This window comes from Streptomyces sp. NPDC051105, from assembly GCF_040682795.1.
Lineage (GTDB): Bacteria > Actinomycetota > Actinomycetes > Streptomycetales > Streptomycetaceae > Streptomyces.
In genome coordinates this window covers 600,186-620,706 of the sequence record NZ_JBFBBR010000003.1, presented here as the reverse complement: position 1 = coordinate 620,706, position 20,521 = coordinate 600,186, and the positions used below count along the sequence as shown (strand labels likewise).

At 72.1% G+C, this 20,521-nt stretch carries 14 protein-coding genes; 7 read left to right on the top strand and 7 right to left on the bottom strand.

Annotated elements, in window-relative coordinates; all coding sequences use genetic code 11:
- Positions 1–36: 36 nt before the first annotated feature.
- The 3 genes from AB0N16_RS10320 to AB0N16_RS10310 all read left to right on the top strand — a co-directional run bounded on the left by AB0N16_RS10320 (position 37) and on the right by AB0N16_RS10310 (position 7,393).
- The gene (locus AB0N16_RS10320) at positions 37–687 is read left to right on the top strand and encodes a TetR/AcrR family transcriptional regulator (RefSeq protein WP_365795012.1); all 651 of its coding nucleotides are present in this window, start codon (positions 37–39) and stop codon (positions 685–687) included.
- A gap of 340 nt (positions 688–1,027) precedes the next feature.
- Complete coding sequence (locus AB0N16_RS10315; protein ID WP_365795010.1) at positions 1,028–7,120, top strand: DNRLRE domain-containing protein; 6,093 nt, start codon at positions 1,028–1,030, stop codon at positions 7,118–7,120.
- A 6-nt stretch (positions 7,121–7,126) separates the two neighbouring features.
- The gene (locus AB0N16_RS10310) at positions 7,127–7,393 is read left to right on the top strand and encodes a hypothetical protein (RefSeq protein ID WP_365795008.1); all 267 of its coding nucleotides are present in this window, start codon (positions 7,127–7,129) and stop codon (positions 7,391–7,393) included.
- 96 nt (positions 7,394–7,489) lie between these two features.
- Here the strand turns inward: AB0N16_RS10310 and AB0N16_RS10305 are convergent, their stop codons facing one another.
- A complete protein-coding gene (locus tag AB0N16_RS10305; RefSeq protein ID WP_365795006.1) occupies positions 7,490–8,383 on the bottom strand; it encodes a MaoC/PaaZ C-terminal domain-containing protein in 894 nt (297 codons plus the stop codon).
- 416 nt (positions 8,384–8,799) lie between these two features.
- On the opposite strand from AB0N16_RS10305, the gene AB0N16_RS10300 reads away from it, so the two are divergent.
- Positions 8,800–10,710 carry an AMP-dependent synthetase/ligase gene (locus tag AB0N16_RS10300; RefSeq protein ID WP_365795233.1) on the top strand — a complete coding sequence of 637 codons (1,911 nt, stop codon included), beginning with the start codon at positions 8,800–8,802 and terminating at the stop codon, positions 10,708–10,710.
- Positions 10,711–10,722: 12 nt separating this feature from the next.
- Here AB0N16_RS10300 and AB0N16_RS10295 read toward each other — a convergent pair whose 3' ends face one another.
- Entirely contained in the window at positions 10,723–11,037 is a 315-nt protein-coding gene (locus tag AB0N16_RS10295; RefSeq protein ID WP_365795004.1) for a hypothetical protein, read from the bottom strand.
- Positions 11,038–11,128: 91 nt separating this feature from the next.
- Positions 11,129–13,330, bottom strand: a complete 2,202-nt coding sequence (locus tag AB0N16_RS10290; RefSeq protein ID WP_365795002.1) for an MMPL family transporter — start codon at positions 13,328–13,330, stop codon at positions 11,129–11,131.
- 344 nt (positions 13,331–13,674) lie between these two features.
- On the opposite strand from AB0N16_RS10290, the gene AB0N16_RS10285 reads away from it, so the two are divergent.
- Complete coding sequence (locus AB0N16_RS10285) at positions 13,675–14,880, top strand: histidine kinase (RefSeq protein ID WP_365795000.1); 1,206 nt, start codon at positions 13,675–13,677, stop codon at positions 14,878–14,880.
- A 6-nt stretch (positions 14,881–14,886) separates the two neighbouring features.
- Here the strand turns inward: AB0N16_RS10285 and AB0N16_RS10280 are convergent, their stop codons facing one another.
- From AB0N16_RS10280 to AB0N16_RS10265, 4 genes are all read right to left on the bottom strand, one after another.
- On the bottom strand, positions 14,887–15,561 hold the full coding sequence (locus tag AB0N16_RS10280) for a response regulator transcription factor (RefSeq protein ID WP_365794998.1): 675 nt from the start codon (positions 15,559–15,561) through the stop codon (positions 14,887–14,889).
- 8 nt (positions 15,562–15,569) lie between these two features.
- Entirely contained in the window at positions 15,570–16,175 is a 606-nt protein-coding gene (locus AB0N16_RS10275; protein ID WP_365794996.1) for a helix-turn-helix domain-containing protein, read from the bottom strand.
- Positions 16,176–16,205: 30 nt separating this feature from the next.
- On the bottom strand, positions 16,206–16,853 hold the full coding sequence (locus AB0N16_RS10270; protein ID WP_365794994.1) for a methyltransferase domain-containing protein: 648 nt from the start codon (positions 16,851–16,853) through the stop codon (positions 16,206–16,208).
- A gap of 523 nt (positions 16,854–17,376) precedes the next feature.
- Positions 17,377–17,580, bottom strand: coding sequence for a cold-shock protein (locus AB0N16_RS10265; protein WP_003992177.1), 204 nt, complete (start codon positions 17,578–17,580; stop codon positions 17,377–17,379).
- A gap of 318 nt (positions 17,581–17,898) precedes the next feature.
- Here AB0N16_RS10265 and AB0N16_RS10260 point away from each other — a divergent pair, with 318 nt between their 5' ends.
- Positions 17,899–18,747: a menaquinone biosynthesis protein gene (locus AB0N16_RS10260; RefSeq protein ID WP_365794992.1), complete on the top strand. Its 849-nt coding sequence runs from the start codon at positions 17,899–17,901 to the stop codon at positions 18,745–18,747.
- 42 nt (positions 18,748–18,789) lie between these two features.
- The gene (locus tag AB0N16_RS10255; RefSeq protein WP_365794990.1) at positions 18,790–20,511 is read left to right on the top strand and encodes a serine/threonine-protein kinase; all 1,722 of its coding nucleotides are present in this window, start codon (positions 18,790–18,792) and stop codon (positions 20,509–20,511) included.
- The last annotated feature ends 10 nt before the right edge of the window (positions 20,512–20,521 follow it).

Genomic DNA, 20,521 nt, shown 5'->3' with positions numbered 1-20,521 from the left:
ACTCCCGCGCCGCCGGCCCCCCGTAGGCTTTGCCCCATGGGTGCCGTGAAGACCAAGCGCATGCCGCGGGCGGTCCGGGAGCAGCAGATGCTGGACGCCGCCGTGCGGACCTTCGGGCAGCGCGGCTACATGGCCGCGTCGATGGACGAGATCGCCGAACTCGCCGGTGTCTCCAAGCCGTTGGTGTATCTGTACCTCAACTCCAAGGACGACCTGTTCACGGCGTGCATCCGCCGTGAGGCGACGGCGCTGACCGAGGCGGTCCGCAGCGGCGTGCGCCGGGACCTGCCCGCCGACCGCCAACTCTGGGACGGGCTGCAGGCGTTCTTCGCGCACACTGCCGAACACCCCGACGGCTGGTCGGTGTTGCATCTGCAGGCGCGAACACACGGCGAGCGGTTCGCCTCCGAGGTCGCCGCGATGCGCACGGAGATCGTGGAGTTCGTGACCCAGCTCATCGTGGTCGCCGCCCGCGAGGCGCACCGCGATCCCGACCTGCCCGAGCGCGAGGTGGCGGGGCTCGCCGAGGCCCTGGTCGGTGCCGCCGAGTCCCTCGCGGCCTGGGCGAACGTCACTCCGGGTGTCACCGCGCGAGAGGCGGCGACGACCCTGATGAACTTCGCGTGGGCGGGCCTCGGCAACCTGATGGACGGCCGGCCGTGGACGCCGCCGGTCACGGTTTCCTAAAGGATCCGCGCGGGTTCGGTGTGTCTGTCGCGAAGGATTGGCGGGAAAACGATGTCCGATCGGTGACTTCTGGCCCGTTTCCGTTTGGTGATCATGTGGTGACCCCATGGGGGAATGCATGACTCCGTAGGCCATGGCCAGGTCAAGCAGGCCGTGAGGCAAGAGACTTGAGCTACATCTGAGGGCGCGTTTCCCCTGGTCGGACGCGATCCCGTTCACCTGGAATACATCTGGCCACCTTTCCCTCACATCCCACTCAGGGGTGCCCTCCGCACCCCTGTCCGGTGTTGGAGGGGTGTTGAAGAGACACAGGCTGTGGCGGACGGACTCGCCACGCACAGTGAACCGGCTGAGACGGACCGCCCTCGCGGTGGCCGCGGTGCTGGCGGCGGAGACGGCACTGCTGTCGCTGGGCACCGGGACGGCCTTCGCGGCCGGTTCCGGTACGACGGAACGGGCCGCGGCGTCGAGTGCCGAGCCGGCCGCGGCGTCGACCGCCAAGTCGGCCGCGTCGGCGGCGGATTCGGTGGCGTCGGCGATGCTGATGGCCCGGACGCAGAACCGGAAGATCGAAGTCCTGTCGGAACGGACGTCCGACTCCACGACCTACGCGCTGCCGAGCGGGGAACTGCAGACGGAGGCGTACGCCGGACCGGTCCGTGTGAAGCAGGACGGCAGGTGGACGGCGATCGACACCTCGCTGTCCGACACGGGCCCCCACCTCACGCCGGACGCGGCGGTCGCGGACATCGCCGTCTCCGACGGCGGTGACACCCGGCTCGCCTCGGTGACCAAGGGCAAGGAGTCCTTCGGACTGGGCTGGCAGGACAAGCTGCCCAGCCCGACCGTCAAGGACAACACCGCCTCCTACGACCTCGGCGGCGGCCAGACCCTCTCGGTCACCGCGCTCGCCCAGGGCATCTCGGAGAACATCCGGCTCGACCGGCGGCCGGCCGGTGACGCGGTGTCCTACCGCATCCCGCTGCACCTGGACGGACTCAAGCTGTCCCAGGCCGACTCCGGCCACCTGCTGCTCAAGGGCCCGGACGGCAAGCTCGTCGCCGAGGCGCCGGCGCCGATGATGTGGGACTCCAGCAAGGACAAGGCGTCCGGTGAGTCCGCGCACCAGGAGAAGGTCGCGACGAAGGTGGAGACCGCCGCCGACGGGTCGCAGACGCTGGTGCTGACGCCGGACCAGGACTTCCTGGCCTCGGCGGCCTACCCGGTGACCGTGGACCCGACCACCACGCTGGCGGTGACCACGGACACCTGGCTGCAGACCCCGGACTACCCGGACTCCCAGGTCTCCTCCCAGGAGCTGAAGTCGGGCACCTACGACTCGGGCACCGACCTGGCCCGCGGGTTCCTGAAGTTCGACGTGTCGAAGTTCGCCGGCAAGCACATCACCGACACCAACTTCGCCCTGTACAACTACTACTCGTCGACGTGCGCGAGCACCGGCTCCGGCACCACCGTCCGGCGGCTCACCTCCACCTGGTCGTCCACGTCGGTGACCTGGGCGACCCGGCCGTCCTCCACCGGGACCGGCGCCGTCGTCAACCTCATCCCGCACGGCTACGACTCGTCCTGCCCGGCGAACTGGGCCAACTGGGACATCGATGCCATCGTGCAGGCCTGGGCCGACGGCTCGCCCAACTACGGGCTGATGGTCTACGGCACGGACGAGAAGGACTCCACCACCTGGCGCCGCTGGCGCTCGGCGAACTACACCACCGCCGGCTACGCGCCGAAGCTGACCGTTACCTACAACTCGTACCCGTCGACGCCGAGTTCGCTCGCCCTGTCGCCCTCGCAGGTCGACACCTACAGCGGCACCCGGTACCTCACCTCGACCACGCCGACGCTGGCGGCGAAGGTGACCGACCCCGACGGGTCCAGCACCAAGGCCCAGTTCGAGATCACGGCCGATCCGGCGTTCGCGGACACCACCTACTCCTACACCGGCACGTCCGCGGCGGTGGCCTCCGGCGGGACGGCCAAGCTGACCGTCCCCTCGGCCAGCGCCCTGCCGGCCGGCACCCATCTGCGGTACCGGGTGCGCGCCTACGACGGCACCGACTACGGCACGTGGTCCTCGTACGTCCCGTTCGCGATGAACACCGGTCTGCCCGCCGCCCCGGTGGTCACCTGTGACACCTACGCGAAGGACGGCTGGACGGCGAAGGCGGACGACGCCGTGTCGTGCACCTTCGACACCTCCTCGACCGACGGCGCCGGCTACTACTGGGGCCTGGACGACAGCAGCCTGCCGAACCGGAAGACGGACACCACCGACGGCAACGGCGGCGACGCCCTCACCGTCTCCGTCGACCCGGCCAACGGCTGGCACACGCTGTACGCCCGCACGGTCGACGTGGCCGGCAACCTGTCCACGGCCACCACCAAGTACTCCTTCGGCGTCGGCGCCGACGGAGCCGCGGTGCTCTCCCCGTCCGACGGCGACACCACCGCCCGCCGCCTGACCCTCGCGGCCAAGGGCCTGACCACCTACACCGGGGTCACCTGGCAGTACCGGCGCGGCGAGACCGACAGCTGGCACACCGTGCCGGTCGGCGATGTCACCGCCGGCGGCAACGCGGTGTCCGCCTGGCCGGTCCCCGTCACCGCGGGCACCGCCACCAAGCTGGTCTGGAACACCGTCGGCTCGCTGGCCGAGGACGGTGTGATCCAGGTGCGCGCCGCCTTCACCGACGGCACCACCACCGGCAACTCCCAGACCGTCGAGGTCACCCTCGACCGCGACGCCGGCACCGCCCCGACCACCGCGGTCGGTCCCGGCGAGCTGAACGAACTCACCGGCGACTACACCCTGTCGGCCACCGACGCCTCCGCCTTCGAGGCGAACGTGGCGCGCACCTACTCCTCGCGTGCCAACTCCACCGCCACCGAGGGCCAGGCGCAGATCTTCGGGCCCGGCTGGGTCTCGTCGGTGACCGGACAGGCGAGCGACTACACCCAGCTGCGGAAGACCTCCGCCACCTCGGTGGAACTGCTCGGCGCGAACGGCGACGCGATCGCGTTCACCGCGACCAGCGGCGGCGGCTGGAAGCCGCAGACCGGCGCCGAGAACCTGACCCTGACCGGCTCGCTGTCCGGTTCGGCGTTCACCCTCACCGACACCGAGGCGCACACCACGGTGTTCACCAAGGCGGCGGACGCGGCCCCGACCTGGCCCCTGTCCTCGTCCGCCACCGCGGCCGACGACTCCAAGGTGACCACCGTCTCGGAGACCGTCACCGCCGGGAACCTGACGCTGGCCCGCCCCAAGTACGTCATCTCCCCGACCGGCGCCGTCCCGGCGGCCACCTGCCAGGCGGCCCAGGCCACCAAGGGCTGCCGGGTGCTGGAGTTCGTCTACGCCACCGGCACCACCGGCACCGACTCCGCCTTCGGCGACCACGCCGGCCAGGTCAAGGCGATCAGGCTGTGGGCCACCGACCCGGGTGCCTCCGCCGCCACCGCCGAGACCGTCGCCTCCTACGCCTACGACGGCTCCGGCCGCCTGCGCCAGGAGTGGGACCCGCGCGTCAGCCCCGCGCTGAAGACGGCGTACGGCTACGACTCCGACGGCCGTGTCACGACCCTCACCAAGCCCGGCGAACTCCCCTGGACCTTCGCCTACGGCAGGGCCGGCTCGGCGCTGACCGCGGGCTCCGGCATGCTGCTGAGCGCCTCCCGGCCGGCCCTGGCGCAGGGCACCACGAGCACCACGTCGGGCACGGCGACCACCACGGTCGTCTACGACGTGCCGCTGTCCGGCTCCGCCGCCCCGTACCAGATGGACGCGGACACGGTGGCCGGCTGGGCCCAGGACGAGGTGCCGACGGACGCCACCGCGGTCTTCCCGGCGGACTCCGTCCCCTCCTCCAGCACCGGCGGTGACCTGGCCGCGGGCGCCTACACCCGGGCCACCGTCACCTACATCGACGCGGACGGCCAGGAGACCGACACGGCCAAGCCCGGCGGCGCGATCACCACGACCCAGTACGACGAGTTCGGCAACACCGTCTTCGAACTCGGTGCCGCCGACCGGGCCCTGGCCCTCGGCAAGTCGGCCGGCGCGGACGACGAACTGGCCGGACTCGGCCTGACCGGCCTGTCCACCGCCGACCGGGCCCGCCGGCTGGGCTCCGTCTCCGCCTACTCGGCGGACGGCCGGCGCCTGACCGACGAGTACGGCCCGCTGCACCAGGTCACGCTCACCCAGCAGCTGACCGGTTCCACCGGCGACGCCACGCTCGCCGCCGGCGCCGTCGTCCCGGCCCGGGCCCACACGTCGTACACCTACGACGAGAACCGGCCCGCCGACGCGGCGGTCTCCGACCTGGTCACCACGACCACCACGGGCGCGGCCGTGGAGGGCTACGGCACCGACGCGGACGCCCGCGCGGTCACCACGACCTACGACTGGTCCACGGGTGACGAGAAGGCGACCAGCGGCGACGACACCACCCACACGGTGACGGCCTACGACAGCACCGGCCGGATCTCCTCGACCCGCACCATGGCCTCGTCCGGCTCGGACGCGGGCACGCTCGGCTACACCTACTACAGCGCGGACGCCACCGGCACCTGCGCCTCCGTGGAGTGGGCCGGGCTGCTGTGCCGGACCGCGCCCGCGGCCGACATCACCGGCGGCGGTGCCAACCCCGGCCAGGCGGTCACCACCGTCTACACCTACGACCGCTGGGGCCGGACCGCGACCAAGGCGGAGACCGCCAACGGCGTGACCCGGACGACCACCTACTCGACCGACACGGCGGGCCGGCAGACCCGGACGGCGATCACCGGCGGCACCGGCGAGACCACGCCGGCCACCTCGATCACGTACAACGCGGACAACGGCCGGATCGCGACCCGCACCTCCAACGGCCAGACCGTCGCCTACGGTTACGACGCCCTGGGCCGGGTCGCCACGTACGACGACGGGGCGGGCAACACCGCCGGTACGTCCTACGACATCCTGGACCGGCCGCTGAAGACCACCGACTCGGCCCCGTCCAGCGTGACCTACGCCTACGACACCGCCGGTGACGTCAAGACACTGACCGACTCGGTCGCGGGCACCTTCACCGGCACCTACGACGCCGACGGCACCCTCGTCTCCGAGTCCCTGCCCGGCAGTTACGCCCTGACCGTCACCACCGACCCGGCCGGACAGGAGACCGGCCGCGAGTACACCGCCCCGGACGGCACCACCGTCGCCTCCGACAGCGCCGGCTACGCGGTGACCGGCCGCCAGACCGGCCACACCCAGACCGCCGGCTCCACCACCCAGTCCGACTACACCTACGACAGCGCCGGCCACCTCACCCGGGCCGCCGACACCACCGCGACCGGCTGCACCACCCGCGCCTACACCTTCGACGCGAACAGCAACCGGACCGGGCTGACCACGACGTCCGACGACTGCGACAGCGCCACCGCCGACACCACGACCACCGCCACGTCGTACGCCTACGACAGCGTGGACCGTCTGGTGAACTCCGGTTACGCCTACGACGCCTTCGGACGCACCACCGCCGACGGCGGTACGACCCTGTCGTACTTCACCGACGACCTGGCCCGCACCCAGACGGCCGGCACCAGCCGCACCCTGTGGGACCGGGACGCCGCCGGACGGCTCGCCGTGCAGCGGTCCCAGACCCAGGCGGCCGACGGCACCTGGACCACCGCCACCACCACGACCAGCCACTACGGCGACCCATCGGACACCCCGACATGGAGCGCGACCGGCACCGGCGTCACCCGTGACGTCAAGGACCTGAGCGGCGCCCTGAGCGCCACCACCTCCGCCACCGGGTCCGTCGTCCTGGAGCTGACCAACCTGCACGGCGACGTCACCGTGCAGCAGCCGCTCGACACGAGTGTGGCCGGCACGGTCACGCACTACGACGAGTACGGCAACGTCCTGGACGGCACCACCGCCCCGGCCTACGGCTGGCTCGGCGGCAGCCAGCGGGCGGGCGCCGCGCTGACCGGCCTCACGGTCATGGGCGTTCGGCTCTACGACCCCACCACGGGCCGCTTCCTGCAGACCGACCCGATCGCGGAGGGCTCCCCGAACCACTACGGGTACCCTTCGGACCCGGTCAACATGGTCGACATCGACGGCCGTATCTGGGGCTGGCTGAAGAACATCCTCAAGGCCGGCCTGACGGGAGCGGTCAAGCTGTTCGTCGAGTGGGCGGTGGCCGAGTGGACGCCGTACCTGCTGCCCTGGCGGGTCGAGATCGCCGATTGCATCGCGGGAGCGTGCGCCACCTTCCTCTTCACCTCGGGCAACCTGAAGAAGAGGATCTGGTACTCGGTGGTGGGCTGCCTCGCCGGGATGGGGCTCAGCAAGGGCAAGCAGCAGAAGTTCTTCAAAAGGGTCTGGTCGATCTTCAAGAAGTGGCGCAACAAGATATGAGGTGACATGGCCGGAACCAAGCCCGACTCGAAGAGGGACTGCGAGAAGGACTGGAAGAGGAGGGGAGCCGAAGCGCTGCTCTTCGCCCTCTCCGTCCTGCTCGCCTACACCCTGGCCTCGGCCATCGCCTCCGCCGGCACGGCACGCAACGTGTGGTTCCTGGTGTTCATCCCGGTCATCGGCTTCCCCGTGCACAAGGCGGGAGAGGCCGCGGGACGGCTGATCACCGGAAGCCGTCCGAACGGCGGCCCGTCAGGAGGTGACGACCGCTAGTGCTGTGACCGGACAGGTTCGCAGCACTAGGCGCCGCAGGCGCCCTCCGGGCCCGTCGTCCCGCACCCGTGCGGGGCGACGGGCCCGTCGCGTGCCTCAGGTGGCGAGCGGCAGCACCCGTCCCTCGACATGCACCCGCTTCGGGTCCCGCAGCTCGAACCGTCCGGTGCCGTCCGCCGCGTACGCCACCGTGCCGGGCAACAGCACCGGCGCCCGGAACTCCGCCTCCACCCGGGCGCGTTCGGGCACCCCGTGTGCGGCGAGACAGCGGGCCACGGTCCACATGCCGTGCGCGACGGCCCGGGGGAAACCGAAGAGCCTCGCGGTGAGCGGGTGGAGGTGGATGGGGTTGCGGTCCCCGGAGGCGGCACCGTATCGCCGGCCCACATCCCCGGCGATCCGCCACTCCTCGACCACCGGCAGCGGCTCGCGGCCCTCCCGGTTCTCCCAGCCCTCCCGGTTCCCCCGGCCCTCCCGGTTCTCTTGGCCCTCTTGGGGTGGGCCGCCGCGGACCGCCGTGGTCCGGTGCCGCGCCAGATACCTGCTCCGCGACGCCCATACGACGTCCTCGCCGACCCGCGCCTCGATGACGACGGTGGCCTCGGTGCCGCGCCGATGGGGGCTCAGCTTTGCGATGTGGACGCGGAGTTCGTACGTCCCCCCGCCGGGCAGCTCGGCGTACCGCTCGATCTCGACCGAGGTGTGCACCAGGCCCAGCAACGGCAGCGGAAAGTCCCGCGCGCTCATGAGCCGCATGGCCAGCGGAAATCCGAGGACGTGCGGGTAGGTGACGGGCAGTCCGTCGTCGCCGGTGGCGAAACCGCAGACGCGTTCGTAGGCGGCGAGCCTGTCGACGTCGGCGCGGACGTCGGGGAGCACGAGGCGGGTGCGGGGGAAGGGGGCGTCGGCGGCCGGCCTCTTGAAGGGCGACCGCAGCGCGCCACGCGCGAGCAGGGGCCCGAGGGCGGGCGGACCGCTGAGGACGATCACCGCGCCCGCCCTTCCCGTGGCCGTCGGCACGGACGACAACAGCGGTCCGTCATATCCGTCCCCCCGGATCGCCCAACTGCTGACTCTGGAGTAAGGTTACCGAAGGTAAGTCTATGTCACGGCCGTCAAGGTCCGGAAGTGGGCCCTAATGTGAGAGGTCCTCACGTAACCTCCGGGAATGCACAGGCCCGGCCCCGGACCATCCCCGAAACCCCACAACCCCGCCACAGCGGCCCCGTACGATCTCCAGACCTAACCGCCGGTAACGCCTTTCTGAGGCCCGGCCCCGGTGAACGCCTCGATGTGCGAGGCGCGTACGACATGCAGCAAGCAGTTCACCCGCTGCACGCCCGAGGAGCCGCCCCGTGTCCACTTCCTCTTTCCAGAACGCCGCCCCCGTCTCCCCGGGTGCCGCGATCCAGGCCACGGACTACGACGGGAAGCCGATCCTGATCGAACCCCTCGTCCAGCGGCTGGACGGGGTGGTGCGGGAGGCCTCCGTACCGCCGTTCGCGCCGCCGGTGCGGCACGGCTCGCTCGCCGACCTGCCCTTCGAGAACGCGGAGGCCGAGCCCGGCGTGATCGTGCTCAGCCGCAAGTCGGCGGCGGGCGAGGGCCGGTGGGAGCAGGTGACGGCCGCCCAGTTCGCCGCGCAGGTGCTGGCGGTGGCCAAAGGGCTGATCGCGGAAGGGCTGATGCCGGGCGACCGGATCGCCGTCATGGCCCGGACCACGTACGAGTGGACGCTCCTCGACTTCGGCGCCTGGGCGGCCGGCCTGGTGACCGTCCCGGTCTACCCGACCTCGTCGGTCTTCCAGACCCGCTGGATCCTGCACGACTCCGGCGCCGTCGCCCTGGTCACCGAGACCTCCGCACAGGCCGCCGCGCTCGGCCCCGAACTGGACCGGCTGCCCGACCTGCGCCATCTGTGGGTGATGGAGAAGGGGCACGTGGACCGGCTCGCGGAGGCGGGCGGGCACATCCAGGACGCCGAAGTGGCCGTACGGCGCGGCATGCTGGGCCCCGACACGCTCGCCACCCTCATCTACACCTCGGGCACCACCGGCCGCCCCAAGGGCTGCGCCCTCTCGCACGGCAACTTCTTCGCCGAGGTCGACAACGCGATCGAACTCCTCTACCCGATCTTCAAGGCCCGCGACGACGACGAGGTCTCCATCCTCCTCTTCCTGCCCATGTCCCACGTGTTCGGGCGGATGGTGGCGATCGCCTGCATCCGCGCCGGGGTCCGACTCGGCCACGCCCCCAGCCTCAAGGCCGAGGACCTGCTCCCGGACCTGGCCGCGTTCAAACCCACCTGTCTCCTCACCATCCCGTACATGCTGGAGAAGGTCTTCAACACCGCGCGGGCGAAGGCGGAGGCGGGCGGCCGGGTCTCGGTCTTCGACCGGGCCACCGGGGTCGCCCAGCGGTACGGCGAGGCCCTGGAGGCCAGACAGACCGGCACCGGCAGCGGCCCCGGCCGGGCCCTGAAGACGGCCCGCTCCTTCTACGACCCGCTCGTATACCGCCGTATCCGCACCGCCATGGGCGGCAAGGTCCGCCACATCATCTGCGGTGGCTCCCCGCTCGGCCGCCGCCTCGCCGCGTTCTACGCCGGGGCCGGCATCGAGATCTACGAGGGCTACGGCCTGACCGAGACCACCGCCGCCACCACCTGCACCCCGCCCCTCAAACCCCGGCTGGGCACGGTCGGCTGGCCGATGCCGGGCACGAAGGTCCGGATCGCCGCCGACGGCGAGATCCTGGTCGCCGGTGACCACGTGCTGCGCGGCTACTGGGACCCGCAGGCCGGCGGGGTCGTCCCGGCGACCCGGGACGGCTGGCTGGCCACCGGCGACCTCGGCGAACTCGACGACGAGGGCTACCTCACCATCACCGGCCGCAAGAAGGAGATGCTGATCACGGCCGGCGGCAAGTCGGTGGCCCCCGCCCCGCTGGAGAACTGGCTCCGCTCCCACCCGCTGATCTCCCAGGTGATGCTGGTCGGCGACGGGCTGCCGTACGTCAGCGCGCTGATCACCCTCGACCGGGACGGCCTCACCCACTGGCGGCAGATGAACGGCAAGCACCCGGTGCCGCCGGAACTCCTCCTGGACGACCTGGAGTTGCAGGCGATCCTGCAACGAGCCGTCGACGAGGCCAACAAGCTGGTCTCCCGCCCCGAGTCCATCCGCCGCTTCACGATGCTCCCCGTCGACTTCACCGAGGAGGCGGGCCATCTCACCCCCTCGATGAAGCTGCGCCGCGAGGTGGTCATGAAGGACTTCGCGACGGAGATCGAGGGCCTCTACGCGAAGGAGAGGTAGCCGGCGGAGCGCTCAGGGTCTCCTCGGGCACGCCTCGCCCGTCTTCACGACGCGCACGGTGACCGGCGTGGTGAGGCTGTGGCGGGCCGGCGAGGGCCGCTGTGAACAGACCCGCCAGTTCGAGCCCAGCATGGGGATGCGGTGCCGGTCGAGGGCGTCCGTACCGGCGAGCCGCCGGAACCCGGCGTCGCGGGCCGTCAGTTGGGCCGCGCGCAGGGTCATTCCGCGTAGGTCCGGAAGTTCGGCCGTCTGTTTTCCGGCGTGCCGGGACAGGGCCAGCAGGGCGACGACGACCGCGAGGGCCGGCAGGGCGGGACCTTTGCGCATGGACGGCTCTCCCGGGACGGGGATGTTCGGGTGTTCGTGACCGTGGTGCGGCGAGGCGCCCGCACTCGGGGTGCGGGCGCCTCGGCCGGTCTCAGTTGACGCTGGTGAACCCGGCTTCCCTGGCCGCCGGTTCACGGTCCGCGGGGGTGACGCCGGTCAGGCGCTCGCCCTCGATGTCGACGTGCGGCAGCCTGCGGTCGATCCAGCTCGGCAGGGACCAGGCGCGGCGGCCGAGGAGGGCGAGGACCGCCGGGACGATCGTCATGCGGACCACGAACGCGTCGAAGACGACCGCCGCGGCCAGGCCCAGACCCAGCGACTTGATCATGGTGTCGTCGCCGCCGATGAAGCCGCCGAAGACGCACGTCATGATCAGCGCGGCCGCGGTGACGACCTTGGCGCTGTGCCGGAAGCCCTCGACGATCGCCTCGCGCGGACCGGCCCCGTGGACGTGGGCCTCGCGGATCCGGGTGACCAGGAAGACCTGGTAGTCCATGGCGAGACCGAAGACGATGCCGACCAGGAGGATGGGGACGAGGCTCATGATCGGACCGGTGGTCTCCAGCCCGAACAGGTCCTTGAACCAGCCCCACTGGAAGACCGCGACCATCGCGCCGAAGGCGGCGAGGACGGACAGCAGGAAGCCGAGGGCCGCCTTGAGCGGTACCAGGAGGGAGCGGAAGACGAGGATGAGGACCAGGAAGGCCAGGCCGACGACGAGCAGCATGTAGGGGACGATCGCGTTGGCGAACTTCGCGGCGATGTCGATGTTCAGGGCGGTCGTGCCGGTCACCAGGGCTTGGGCACCGGTGGCGGCACGGGTGTCCGCGCTCTGGTCGCGGAGGGCGTGGACGAGGTCCCTGGTCGCCTCGCTGGAGGGGGGGCTCTTCGGGACGACGGTGATGATCGCCGTGTCGCCGGCCGGGTTGTAGACGGCCGGGGCGACCGCGGTCACGTCCTTCGCGCCGCCCATGGTGCCGGTGAGTTCACCGACGGCCTTCTTCGCCGTCGCCGCGTCGGAGTCGCTGACGACGACCGTGAGCGGGCCGTTGAAGCCGGGGCCGAACGACTCGGCGAGCATGTCGTAGGCCTTGCGCTCGGTGGTGGCGGGGGGCTTGGAACCGTCGTCGGGCAGGCCCAGCTGGAGCCTGGTGGCGGGCAGGGCGACCAGGATCAGGCCGGCGGCCGCGACGAGCAGCACCTTCCAGGGACGACGCAGCACGAAGACCGCCCAGCGTTCGCCGAGGGGCGTCTTCGCGACCGTCCGCGGCGTACGGGCGGCGCGGCCGAGGACGCGCTCGGGGGCGAGGGCGAGCAGCGCCGGCACCAGGGTGACGGCGACCAGGACGGCGACGGCGACCGCACCGGCGGCGGCCAGGCCCATGGCCGTGAGGACCGGGAGGTTCACCACGGCCAGGCCGACCAGGGCGATGACGACGGTCAGCCCGGCGAAGACCACGGCGGAGCCGGCCGTGCCGTTCGCACGGGCGGCCGCCTCCCGGGCGTCGTGTCCGGCGGCCCGTTCGGAGCGGTAGCGGGAGACGATGAACAGCGCGTAGTCGATGCCCACCGCGATGCCGAGCATGGTCGCCAGCGCCGAGGTGCTGCTGTTGAGGTCGAGGGCGCTGGTCAGCGCGGTCAGGGAGCTCATCGTGATACCGACGCCGATCAGGGCCGTCAGCAGCGGCAGGCCGGCCGCGGCCAGCGAGCCGAAGGTCATGACCAGGATCACCGCGGCCAGCACGAAGCCGATCACCTCGGAGGAACTGCCGGCCTCCGCGGCAGCCAGCGCGTCGCCGGACGCCTCGACGGTCAGCCCCTTGGCACGGGCCGCGTCGAGGGCGTCGTCGAGGTGCCGGTGGTCCGCGTCCGTGAGGTCGGTGGACTTGGCCCGGTAGGTGACCTGGGCGTAGCCGGTGGTGCGGTCGGCGCTGACGGTCTTGGCGGTGAAGGGGTCGGTGACCGACGCGACGCGCGGGGAGGACTTACGCAGGTCCTTCAGCAGCGCGCGGACCTCGGCCTTGGGGCCGCCGCCGGTCAGCTTCTCCCCGTCGGGCGCCCGCAGCACGACCCGGGCGCTCGCGCCCGAGGCGTTGGCGGCGGGGAACTTCTTGCCGAGCAGGTCGTACGCCTTCTGTGCCTCGATGCCCGGCAGGGTGATGTTCGAGTTGCCGCTGCCGGTGCTGTTGGCCGCCGCGGCACCCGCGACGCCCAGCACGACCGCCCAGAGCAGCAGAACCAGCCAGCGGCGTGTGAAGGCACCCCGGCCGATCCGGTGCAGGAATGTAGCCATGAGGAAGACAGACTCCGAAGGTCAGGACGTGAAAGGGAGGGGAACAGAGGGGAACCGGATGTGAGGGGGCACCTGCGGTGGCCCCAGGGTGACCGCGCTGACGGGTGACCGCCCGGACGGGCGGCCGGTGCCGGCAGGCGGCGGCCACGGGACGGTGCTCCGGGCGGCCCGTCGTCGTCGGCGGGCGGAGCGGGGGCACCGGCGCCGGGGATCGCCTGTGCCCGGTCTCCATGCTGCGCCGCGCCGCCCCGCCGCCGTGTCGGCCGTTCGTCCGGGGTGTGCCGCGCCGTGTCGGTCATCCGGCCGACACCACCGGATCCGGCCGGTTTCCTACCCTGGAGAGCGTGGACTGGAAGCTTCCGTTCTCGCCGCTGGTACGACGGCTCATCACCGGCGCCGCCCTGCTGGCCCTCGCCCTGACCTGGGTGGTCGACCTCGTCGCGCTGTTCCAGCCGGGCGGGGCGAGCGCGCCCACCCGCTGGCTGCCGGTGTTCGTCACCGGCCCGCTGGCCGTGCTGGCGCTGCCCGACACCCGCCGGTCGCCCTCGCTCACGGTCCGCGCGGTGGGCGTTGCCGCCATGTCCGCCGCACTGACCTGCGTCTGCCTGTCCGTGTCGGGGAGAGTGGCGAACTGGGGTCTCCTGGAGACCCTCGCGTTGCTGTTCCTGATCGTCCGGGTGCTCGCCGAGACGGAGTCCGACCGCACCACGGCGTGGACCGTCGCCGCACTGGTCGCCGCCGTACTGATGCTGCCGCTGCGCGGCCGTACGGTGGCCACCCTGGTGGCCGGGCAGTACGTGCTGACGGTCGCGCTCGCCCTGGCGGTCCTCATCGGCTGCTTCCTGCGCGCCATGGAGGCCCGCAGACAACGCGCCGTCCAGGACGTGCGGTACGCCGAGCGGCTCGCCCTCGCCCGTGACCTGCACGACCTCATCGCCCATCACATGACGGGGATCATCGTGCAGGCCAACGCGGCCCGGACCGTGCACGCGACGGCGCCCGAGAAGGTCGATCCGGCCCTGGAGGCGATCGCCCGGTCCGGGACGGAGACCCTGGAGTCGATGCGGCGCCTGGTCCGCGTCCTGCGCGAGGACAACTACCAGGCCCTGCGCCCCGCCGACCTGCTCTCCGGCCTCGGCGACCTCGTCACCGGCTTCTCCGGGCGCCGCCCCGACGCCCCCGCCGCCCGGTTCGAAGCCGGCGCGGCGGCCCGGACCAGCAGGTTCAGCCCCGAGGTCGAGACCTCCGTGTACCGGGTGGTCCAGGAGGCCCTCACCAACGTGCACCGCCACGCCCCGGGCGAGCGGGTCGTCGTACGGCTGGACGCCGACCCGGACTGGCTCCATGTCACGATCACCAACAGCCTGGCCCACCGCCGTACCGGCAGTCCGGCGGGCGGGCAGAGCGGGCTCGGGCTGATAGGGCTGCGGGAACGCATCGAGGCGCTCGACGGCGAGTTCTGGGCCGGGGCGGTCGACCCCGCCCAGTGGGAGGTCCGCGCCAGCGTGCCCCGCTCCGCGGCGGACCCGGCGCTCGGCCTGCCGGGATGAGCCCGCTCAGTGGTGCCGCGAGGTGACCACGCCGTGCTCCCAGGCCCAGGCCGCGACCTCCACCCGGTTACGGGCGCCGGTCTTGGACTGGATCCGGGCCAGATAGGTCTTCACCGACGACAGCGACAGGAACAGCGTCTCGCCGATCTCCTGGTTGGTACGGCCCACCGCCACCAGCCGCATGATCTCCGTCTCCCGGGCACTGAGCCCGGCCGTGTCCGGGCCCGGGCCGGTGCCGGAGCCCGTGCGCAGCTCCCGCAGCAGCCGGACGGTGACGGCCGGCGCGACCAGGGCGTCCCCGCGCGCCGCCGCCCGAACCGCCTCCACCAGCAGCGCGGGCGAGGCGTCCTTCAGCAGGAACCCGCAGGCGCCGAACCGCAGCGCGTCCCGTACGTAGTCGTCCTGGTCGAAGGTGGTGATGACGACGACGTTCGGGCCGTGGCCGCCGTTCCGTTCGGCCGTCAGCGTCCGGGTGACCTCCAGCCCGTCCAGCCGGGGCATCCGCACGTCGACCAGCACGACGTGGGGCTTCAGCCGCCGGGCCAGCTCCACGCACTCGGCGCCGTCGCGGGCCACGCCCACGACCCGGATGCCCGGCTGGGCGTCGAGGATCATCTCGAAACCGGCCCGCACCAGCTCCTGGTCGTCGGCGATCACCACGTCGATCGGTTCGTCGGCCATGCGCGGCCCTACCCCGCCCGCCCCGCACGCACCGGGATCGGTGCGGCGGCGCCCTCGTGCAGCATCGTGATGATCCGGTCGGCGTAGTCGGCGGGCGCCGTGTCGTCGAGGCTGTCGCGCGCATGGTCGTGCGCCATGCCGACGATCATGAGCGTGAGGTGTGCGGCTGCCGCGTTCCACAGCTGGTCCCGGCCGCCGCGCTCCGCGATCGCGGCCTCGAGCAGCAGCCGCTCCCGGTGCACCAGGTCCCACAGCCGGGCCCGCGGCCCGGGCGCGCGGTCCAGCTGCGCCCGCAGCCGGCGGATCCGGGCCAGTTCGTCCGAGCCCAGGTCGAGAACGGCGCGCGCGGCCCAGCCCAGCGAGACGGCGACGTCCTCGCCCTCGGGCCGGGCCCGGAGATGCCCGGCGAGCGCGCCGATGCTGCGCTCGACCGGGTCGAGCAGGATGGCGTCCTTGTTCGTGAAGTACCGGTAGACCGTGGAGACCGCCACCTCGGCCCGCTCGGCGACCTGCTCCAGGGTGGCCGCCTCGTACCCGTCCCGCTCGGCCAGCGCGATCATGGCGTCGTAGATCGCGGCCCGGACCTTCTGCGCCTTCTTCTCCCTCAGCCCCACGCGGAAACCGTAACAGAATGAGAAGTCTTCTCATTTTTTACCGGCCCGTGCGAACAGGAACGCCTGCGGGCACGTTTCGTCGAGGGCCGTGTCGGCCTCCCGCACCGTGCTGGAGTGGAGCGTGAAGCCGGCCTCCGTCAGCAGCCGTGCCATCTCCTCCGGCCGCCGCCGCTCGAAGTCCAGCGCCACCGGATGCCCCCACGGCTCCTCGTGCCGCCGTGCCACGTCCCCCACCTGGAACGCGAGCAGCAGCGGGCCCCCCGGGCGCAGCACCCGCCGGAACTCCCCGAACAGCGCAGGCAGCCGGTCCTCAGGCGTGTGGATGGACGAGTACCAGCACACCACCCCGTCCAGCGCCCCGTCCGCCACCGCCAGTTCCAGCATCGAGCCCGGTACGAAGCGGAGGCCGGGGTTCTCCCGGCGGGCGACGGCCAGCATCGACTCCGACAGGTCGAGCCCGAAGACCGACAGCCCGAGGCCGGCCAGCCGGGCGGTGACCCGGCCGGGCCCACAGCCCAGGTCGGCCACCTCCCCGCCGTCGCCGACCAGCCCGGCGAACGCGGCCAACAGGGCCCGCTCCAGCGGCCGGTCGGCGAGGTCCGCGCGGAAGTGGTCGGCGTAGTCCTCGGCGACCGTGTCGTAGAAGGTACGGGTGGCGGCGAGGAAGTCGGCAGTCATGCCCGCGGACCCTAACGGCCGCCACTGACAACGGCCCGGCCCGCCCGCGGCGCGAGGTCACCGGCCGGGCCGGCGGAGCCGTCGGTGTCCGGCGTCCGGGTGACCGGGGCGGGGGAGGGGGTTCGGGCGCGTCGGAGGGGGCCGGCGGGGGGAGGGGGTCCGGGCGCGTCGGAGGGGGCCGGCATAGCCGTCGTCCGGCTCTCCGCCCGGCCGTTCGCCACCCGGTGTGCCCCCCGTGGCGTGTGGGCCCCGGACGGGCATTGCGCCGTATGCGGTGGGCAGGTGGACGTGGGGTCACGCGGGGAGGGCGTCGAATGGAACCCCCGGGGATTTCCGACGTGTCGCGGGGATATTCCGCATTCCCGCGGAGGGGGGCGGTGCCCGGCGCCGCATTCGTACGCGTGACGCGGCGTTCATTCGGGTCGGCGGGAAAAGGCAGGAGCCCCGTCGCCGGAAGGCGCGGGGCTCCTTGGGTACTGCACTCAGTCTGAGATCAGACTTCGGGGTGTCTGGATCGGTGAGATCAGACGGGGGTGACGTTCTCCGCCTGCGGGCCCTTCGGACCCTGCGTGACGTCGAAGCTCACCTGCTGGTTCTCCTCGAGCGAGCGGAAGCCGCTCGCGTTGATCGCGGAGTAGTGAACGAAGACGTCCGGGCCGCCGCCCTCTTGGGCAATGAAGCCAAAGCCCTTTTCGGCGTTGAACCACTTAACGGTTCCGGTAGCCATAAGCCCTCCTTGGGCTCAAAAGGGTTGCCCTGCTCCAGAACCTGCAAGTGTGAAAACAAACTAAGTGCCGCACAACTGCATACGTCTGAAAACGACGAGAGCCCGCGGTTACATGCTCCGCAGGCTCTGTACTGCAAGGGAAACCAAACTGCAACTTGCGGCGAGCCTAGCATGTGGGCAGCCGAAAGCAACAGAGGCCAAGATCACGTCACCCGGACGTTTGAACGGCCTCGTAAGTGGGTTGACGCCCGGGGTGGCTTCGGTGCCGACGGCGGGGGCGGTCTCAGCACCGTACCTCATGGGGTCTAGTGTCGCGATGTGGACAATTCTCGCACCCGGCCGCGCGTCGGCCACATCCAGTTCCTGAACTGCCTGCCCCTTTACTGGGGGCTCGCGAGAACCGGCACCCTTCTCGACTTCGAGCTGACCAAGGACACCCCTGAGAAGCTCAGCGAGCAGTTGGTGCGCGGCGACCTCGACATCGGGCCCATCACCCTCGTCGAGTTCCTGCGCAACGCCGGCGACCTGGTCGCCTTCCCGGACATCGCCGTCGGCTGCGACGGCCCGGTGATGTCCTGCGTGATCGTCTCGCAGGTCCCGCTGGACCAGCTGGACGGCCGCCGGGTCGCCCTCGGCTCGACCTCGCGCACCTCGGTCCGCCTGGCCCAGCTGCTGCTCGCCGACCGCTACGGCGTCCAGCCCGACTACTACACCTGCCCGCCCGATCTCAGCCTGATGATGCAGGAGGCGGAGGCGGCGGTGCTCATCGGCGACGCCGCCCTGCGCGCCAACCTGCTGGACGGTCCGCGCTACGGCCTCCAGGTGCACGACCTCGGCGCGCTCTGGAAGGAGTGGACGGGCCTGCCGTTCGTCTTCGCCGTGTGGGCGGCCCGCCGGGACTACCTGGAGCGCGAGCCGCATCTCACCCGCGAGGTGCACAGCGCCTTCCTCGACTCCCGCAACCTCTCCCTGGAAGAGGTCGCCAAGGTCGCCGAACAGGCCGCCCGCTGGGAGGCCTTCGACGAGGCGACCCTGGCCCAGTACTTCACCACCCTCGACTTCAGGTTCGGCGCACCGCAGCTGGCGGCGGTGGCGGAGTTCGCCCGCCGGGTCGGCCCGACGACCGGGTTCGCGGCGGATGTGAAGGTCGATCTGCTGGAGGCCTGACAGGCAATAGGCTGCTGCCCGGACTTACTGGGGGGTGGGGGCATGCAGCCGCTCGCGGGTGACGAACCTACGACGGTCGGGCCGTACCGGCTGCTCGGCCGGCTCGGCTCCGGCGGCATGGGCCGCGTCTATCTGGGCCGTTCGGCCGGCGGCCGGACCGTCGCCGTGAAGATCGTGCACCCGCACTTCGCCCTGGACGAGGAGTTCCGGGCCCGCTTCCGCCGCGAGGTGGCCGCCGCCCGGCGGGTCGGCGGCGCCTGGACGGCACCCGTCCTGGACGCCGACCCGGACGCGCCGGTGCCCTGGGTCGCCACGGCCTACGCGGCGGGCCCGTCCCTGGCGGCCGCCGTCGTGGACGGCGGGCCGCTGCCCGCGCATTCGGTACGGGCGCTGGGCGCCGGCCTCGCGGAGGCGCTGGCCGCCGTGCACGAACTGGGCCTGGTGCACCGGGACGTGAAGCCGTCGAACGTACTGCTGACCCTCGACGGTCCGCTGCTCATCGACTTCGGCATCGCGCGGGCCACGGACGGCACGGCCTCCCTGACGTCGTCGGGCGTCTCGATCGGCTCGCCGGGATACATGTCCCCCGAGCAGATCCTCGGCAAGGGCGTCACCGGCGCCGCGGACGTCTTCTCGCTCGGCGCGGTGCTGGCCTACGCGGCGAACGGCCGACCGCCCTTCCCCGGCGACTCCTCGGCCGCCCTGCTCTACAAGGTCGTCCACGAGGAGCCCGAACTCGGCGCGCTGAGCGGCGAGTTGCGGGAGGTCACCGAGGCCTGCCTGATGAAGGAGGCGGGGGCGCGGCCGGGCCCCGGCGAGGTGGCCCGGTGGCTGGCTCCCGAGGGGGCCGCGCGGCTGGTGACGGGCGGGTGGCTGCCGGGGGCGCTGGTGGAGCGGGTCAGCCGCAGCGCGGTGGAGGTGCTGAACCTGGAGGTGACGGGGGCGGGAGCGGCGGTGCCGGCGTCCGGGCCGGTGGACTTCAGCACGCCCTCGGTGGACGCGGCCGGGGGCGTTACCACGGGGGCTTCCGCGGGGGCTTCCGCGGGTGTTCCCGCGGGCGTTCCCGCGGTGGGGGAGTTCGGGCCGCCGCCGACGGTGCCGCCCGCGGTCGTACCCGAGCCGCGTGACACCGTGCCGCCGGGCGTACCCGAGCCGCGTGACACCGTGCCGCCGGGCGTACCCCCGGGGAAGGTCTCGGTGAGCGTCGCCGCGACCGCCGTACCGGCGGGGGAGGGCGGTCGCGGGCGCCGGGTGAGCTGCACGGTCGCGCTCGCGGTGGCCGGGGCGCTGGCGGTGGTGACCGTCGGCGCGGGGTTCCTGCTGAAGCCGTACCTCGGCGGCGACGGCGGACCGAACAACGACAGCGGCGGCGCCGCCACATCACCCTCGGCGTCCTCGTCGGGCGGCGGCTCGGTCCCGGCCGCCTACCTGGGCACCTGGGAGGGCTCGGCCACCGCCCTGGACGGCAATCTGCCCATCGGGACCTTCCGGGTCACCGTCCAGCAGACCAAGGTCGGCCGGGAGCTGGGCCGGCTGCGCCAGACCGACCAGCTGGGCGGGGTCTGCACGGACGTCCTCACCCTGAACTCGGTGACCGCCGAGAAGCTCGTCGCGACATCGAAGGGCGTCGAGGGCAACCACGACGGCTGCGACCCCGACCCGGTCACCGTGTACCTGACCCCCAGCCACGGCGAGCTGATCTACACGTCCGACAGCTCGGCGGAGGGAAATCCGGTGGCGGTGATGTCGAAGACGGGGGACTGAGCCCCCGCCG

Bases quoted from the DNA above. Each gene is read 5' to 3' on its own strand.
- AB0N16_RS10290 (WP_365795002.1), bottom strand. From the start codon at position 13,330: ATGGCTACATTCCTGCACCGGATCGGCCGGGGTGCCTTCACACGCCGC.
- AB0N16_RS10310 (WP_365795008.1), top strand. From the start codon at position 7,127: ATGGCCGGAACCAAGCCCGACTCGAAGAGGGACTGCGAGAAGGACTGG.
- AB0N16_RS10255 (WP_365794990.1), top strand. From the start codon at position 18,790: ATGCAGCCGCTCGCGGGTGACGAACCTACGACGGTCGGGCCGTACCGG.
- AB0N16_RS10280 (WP_365794998.1), bottom strand. From the start codon at position 15,561: ATGGCCGACGAACCGATCGACGTGGTGATCGCCGACGACCAGGAGCTG.
- AB0N16_RS10270 (WP_365794994.1), bottom strand. From the start codon at position 16,853: ATGACTGCCGACTTCCTCGCCGCCACCCGTACCTTCTACGACACGGTC.
- AB0N16_RS10320 (WP_365795012.1), top strand. From the start codon at position 37: ATGGGTGCCGTGAAGACCAAGCGCATGCCGCGGGCGGTCCGGGAGCAG.
- AB0N16_RS10295 (WP_365795004.1), bottom strand. From the start codon at position 11,037: ATGCGCAAAGGTCCCGCCCTGCCGGCCCTCGCGGTCGTCGTCGCCCTG.
- AB0N16_RS10265 (WP_003992177.1), bottom strand. From the start codon at position 17,580: ATGGCTACCGGAACCGTTAAGTGGTTCAACGCCGAAAAGGGCTTTGGC.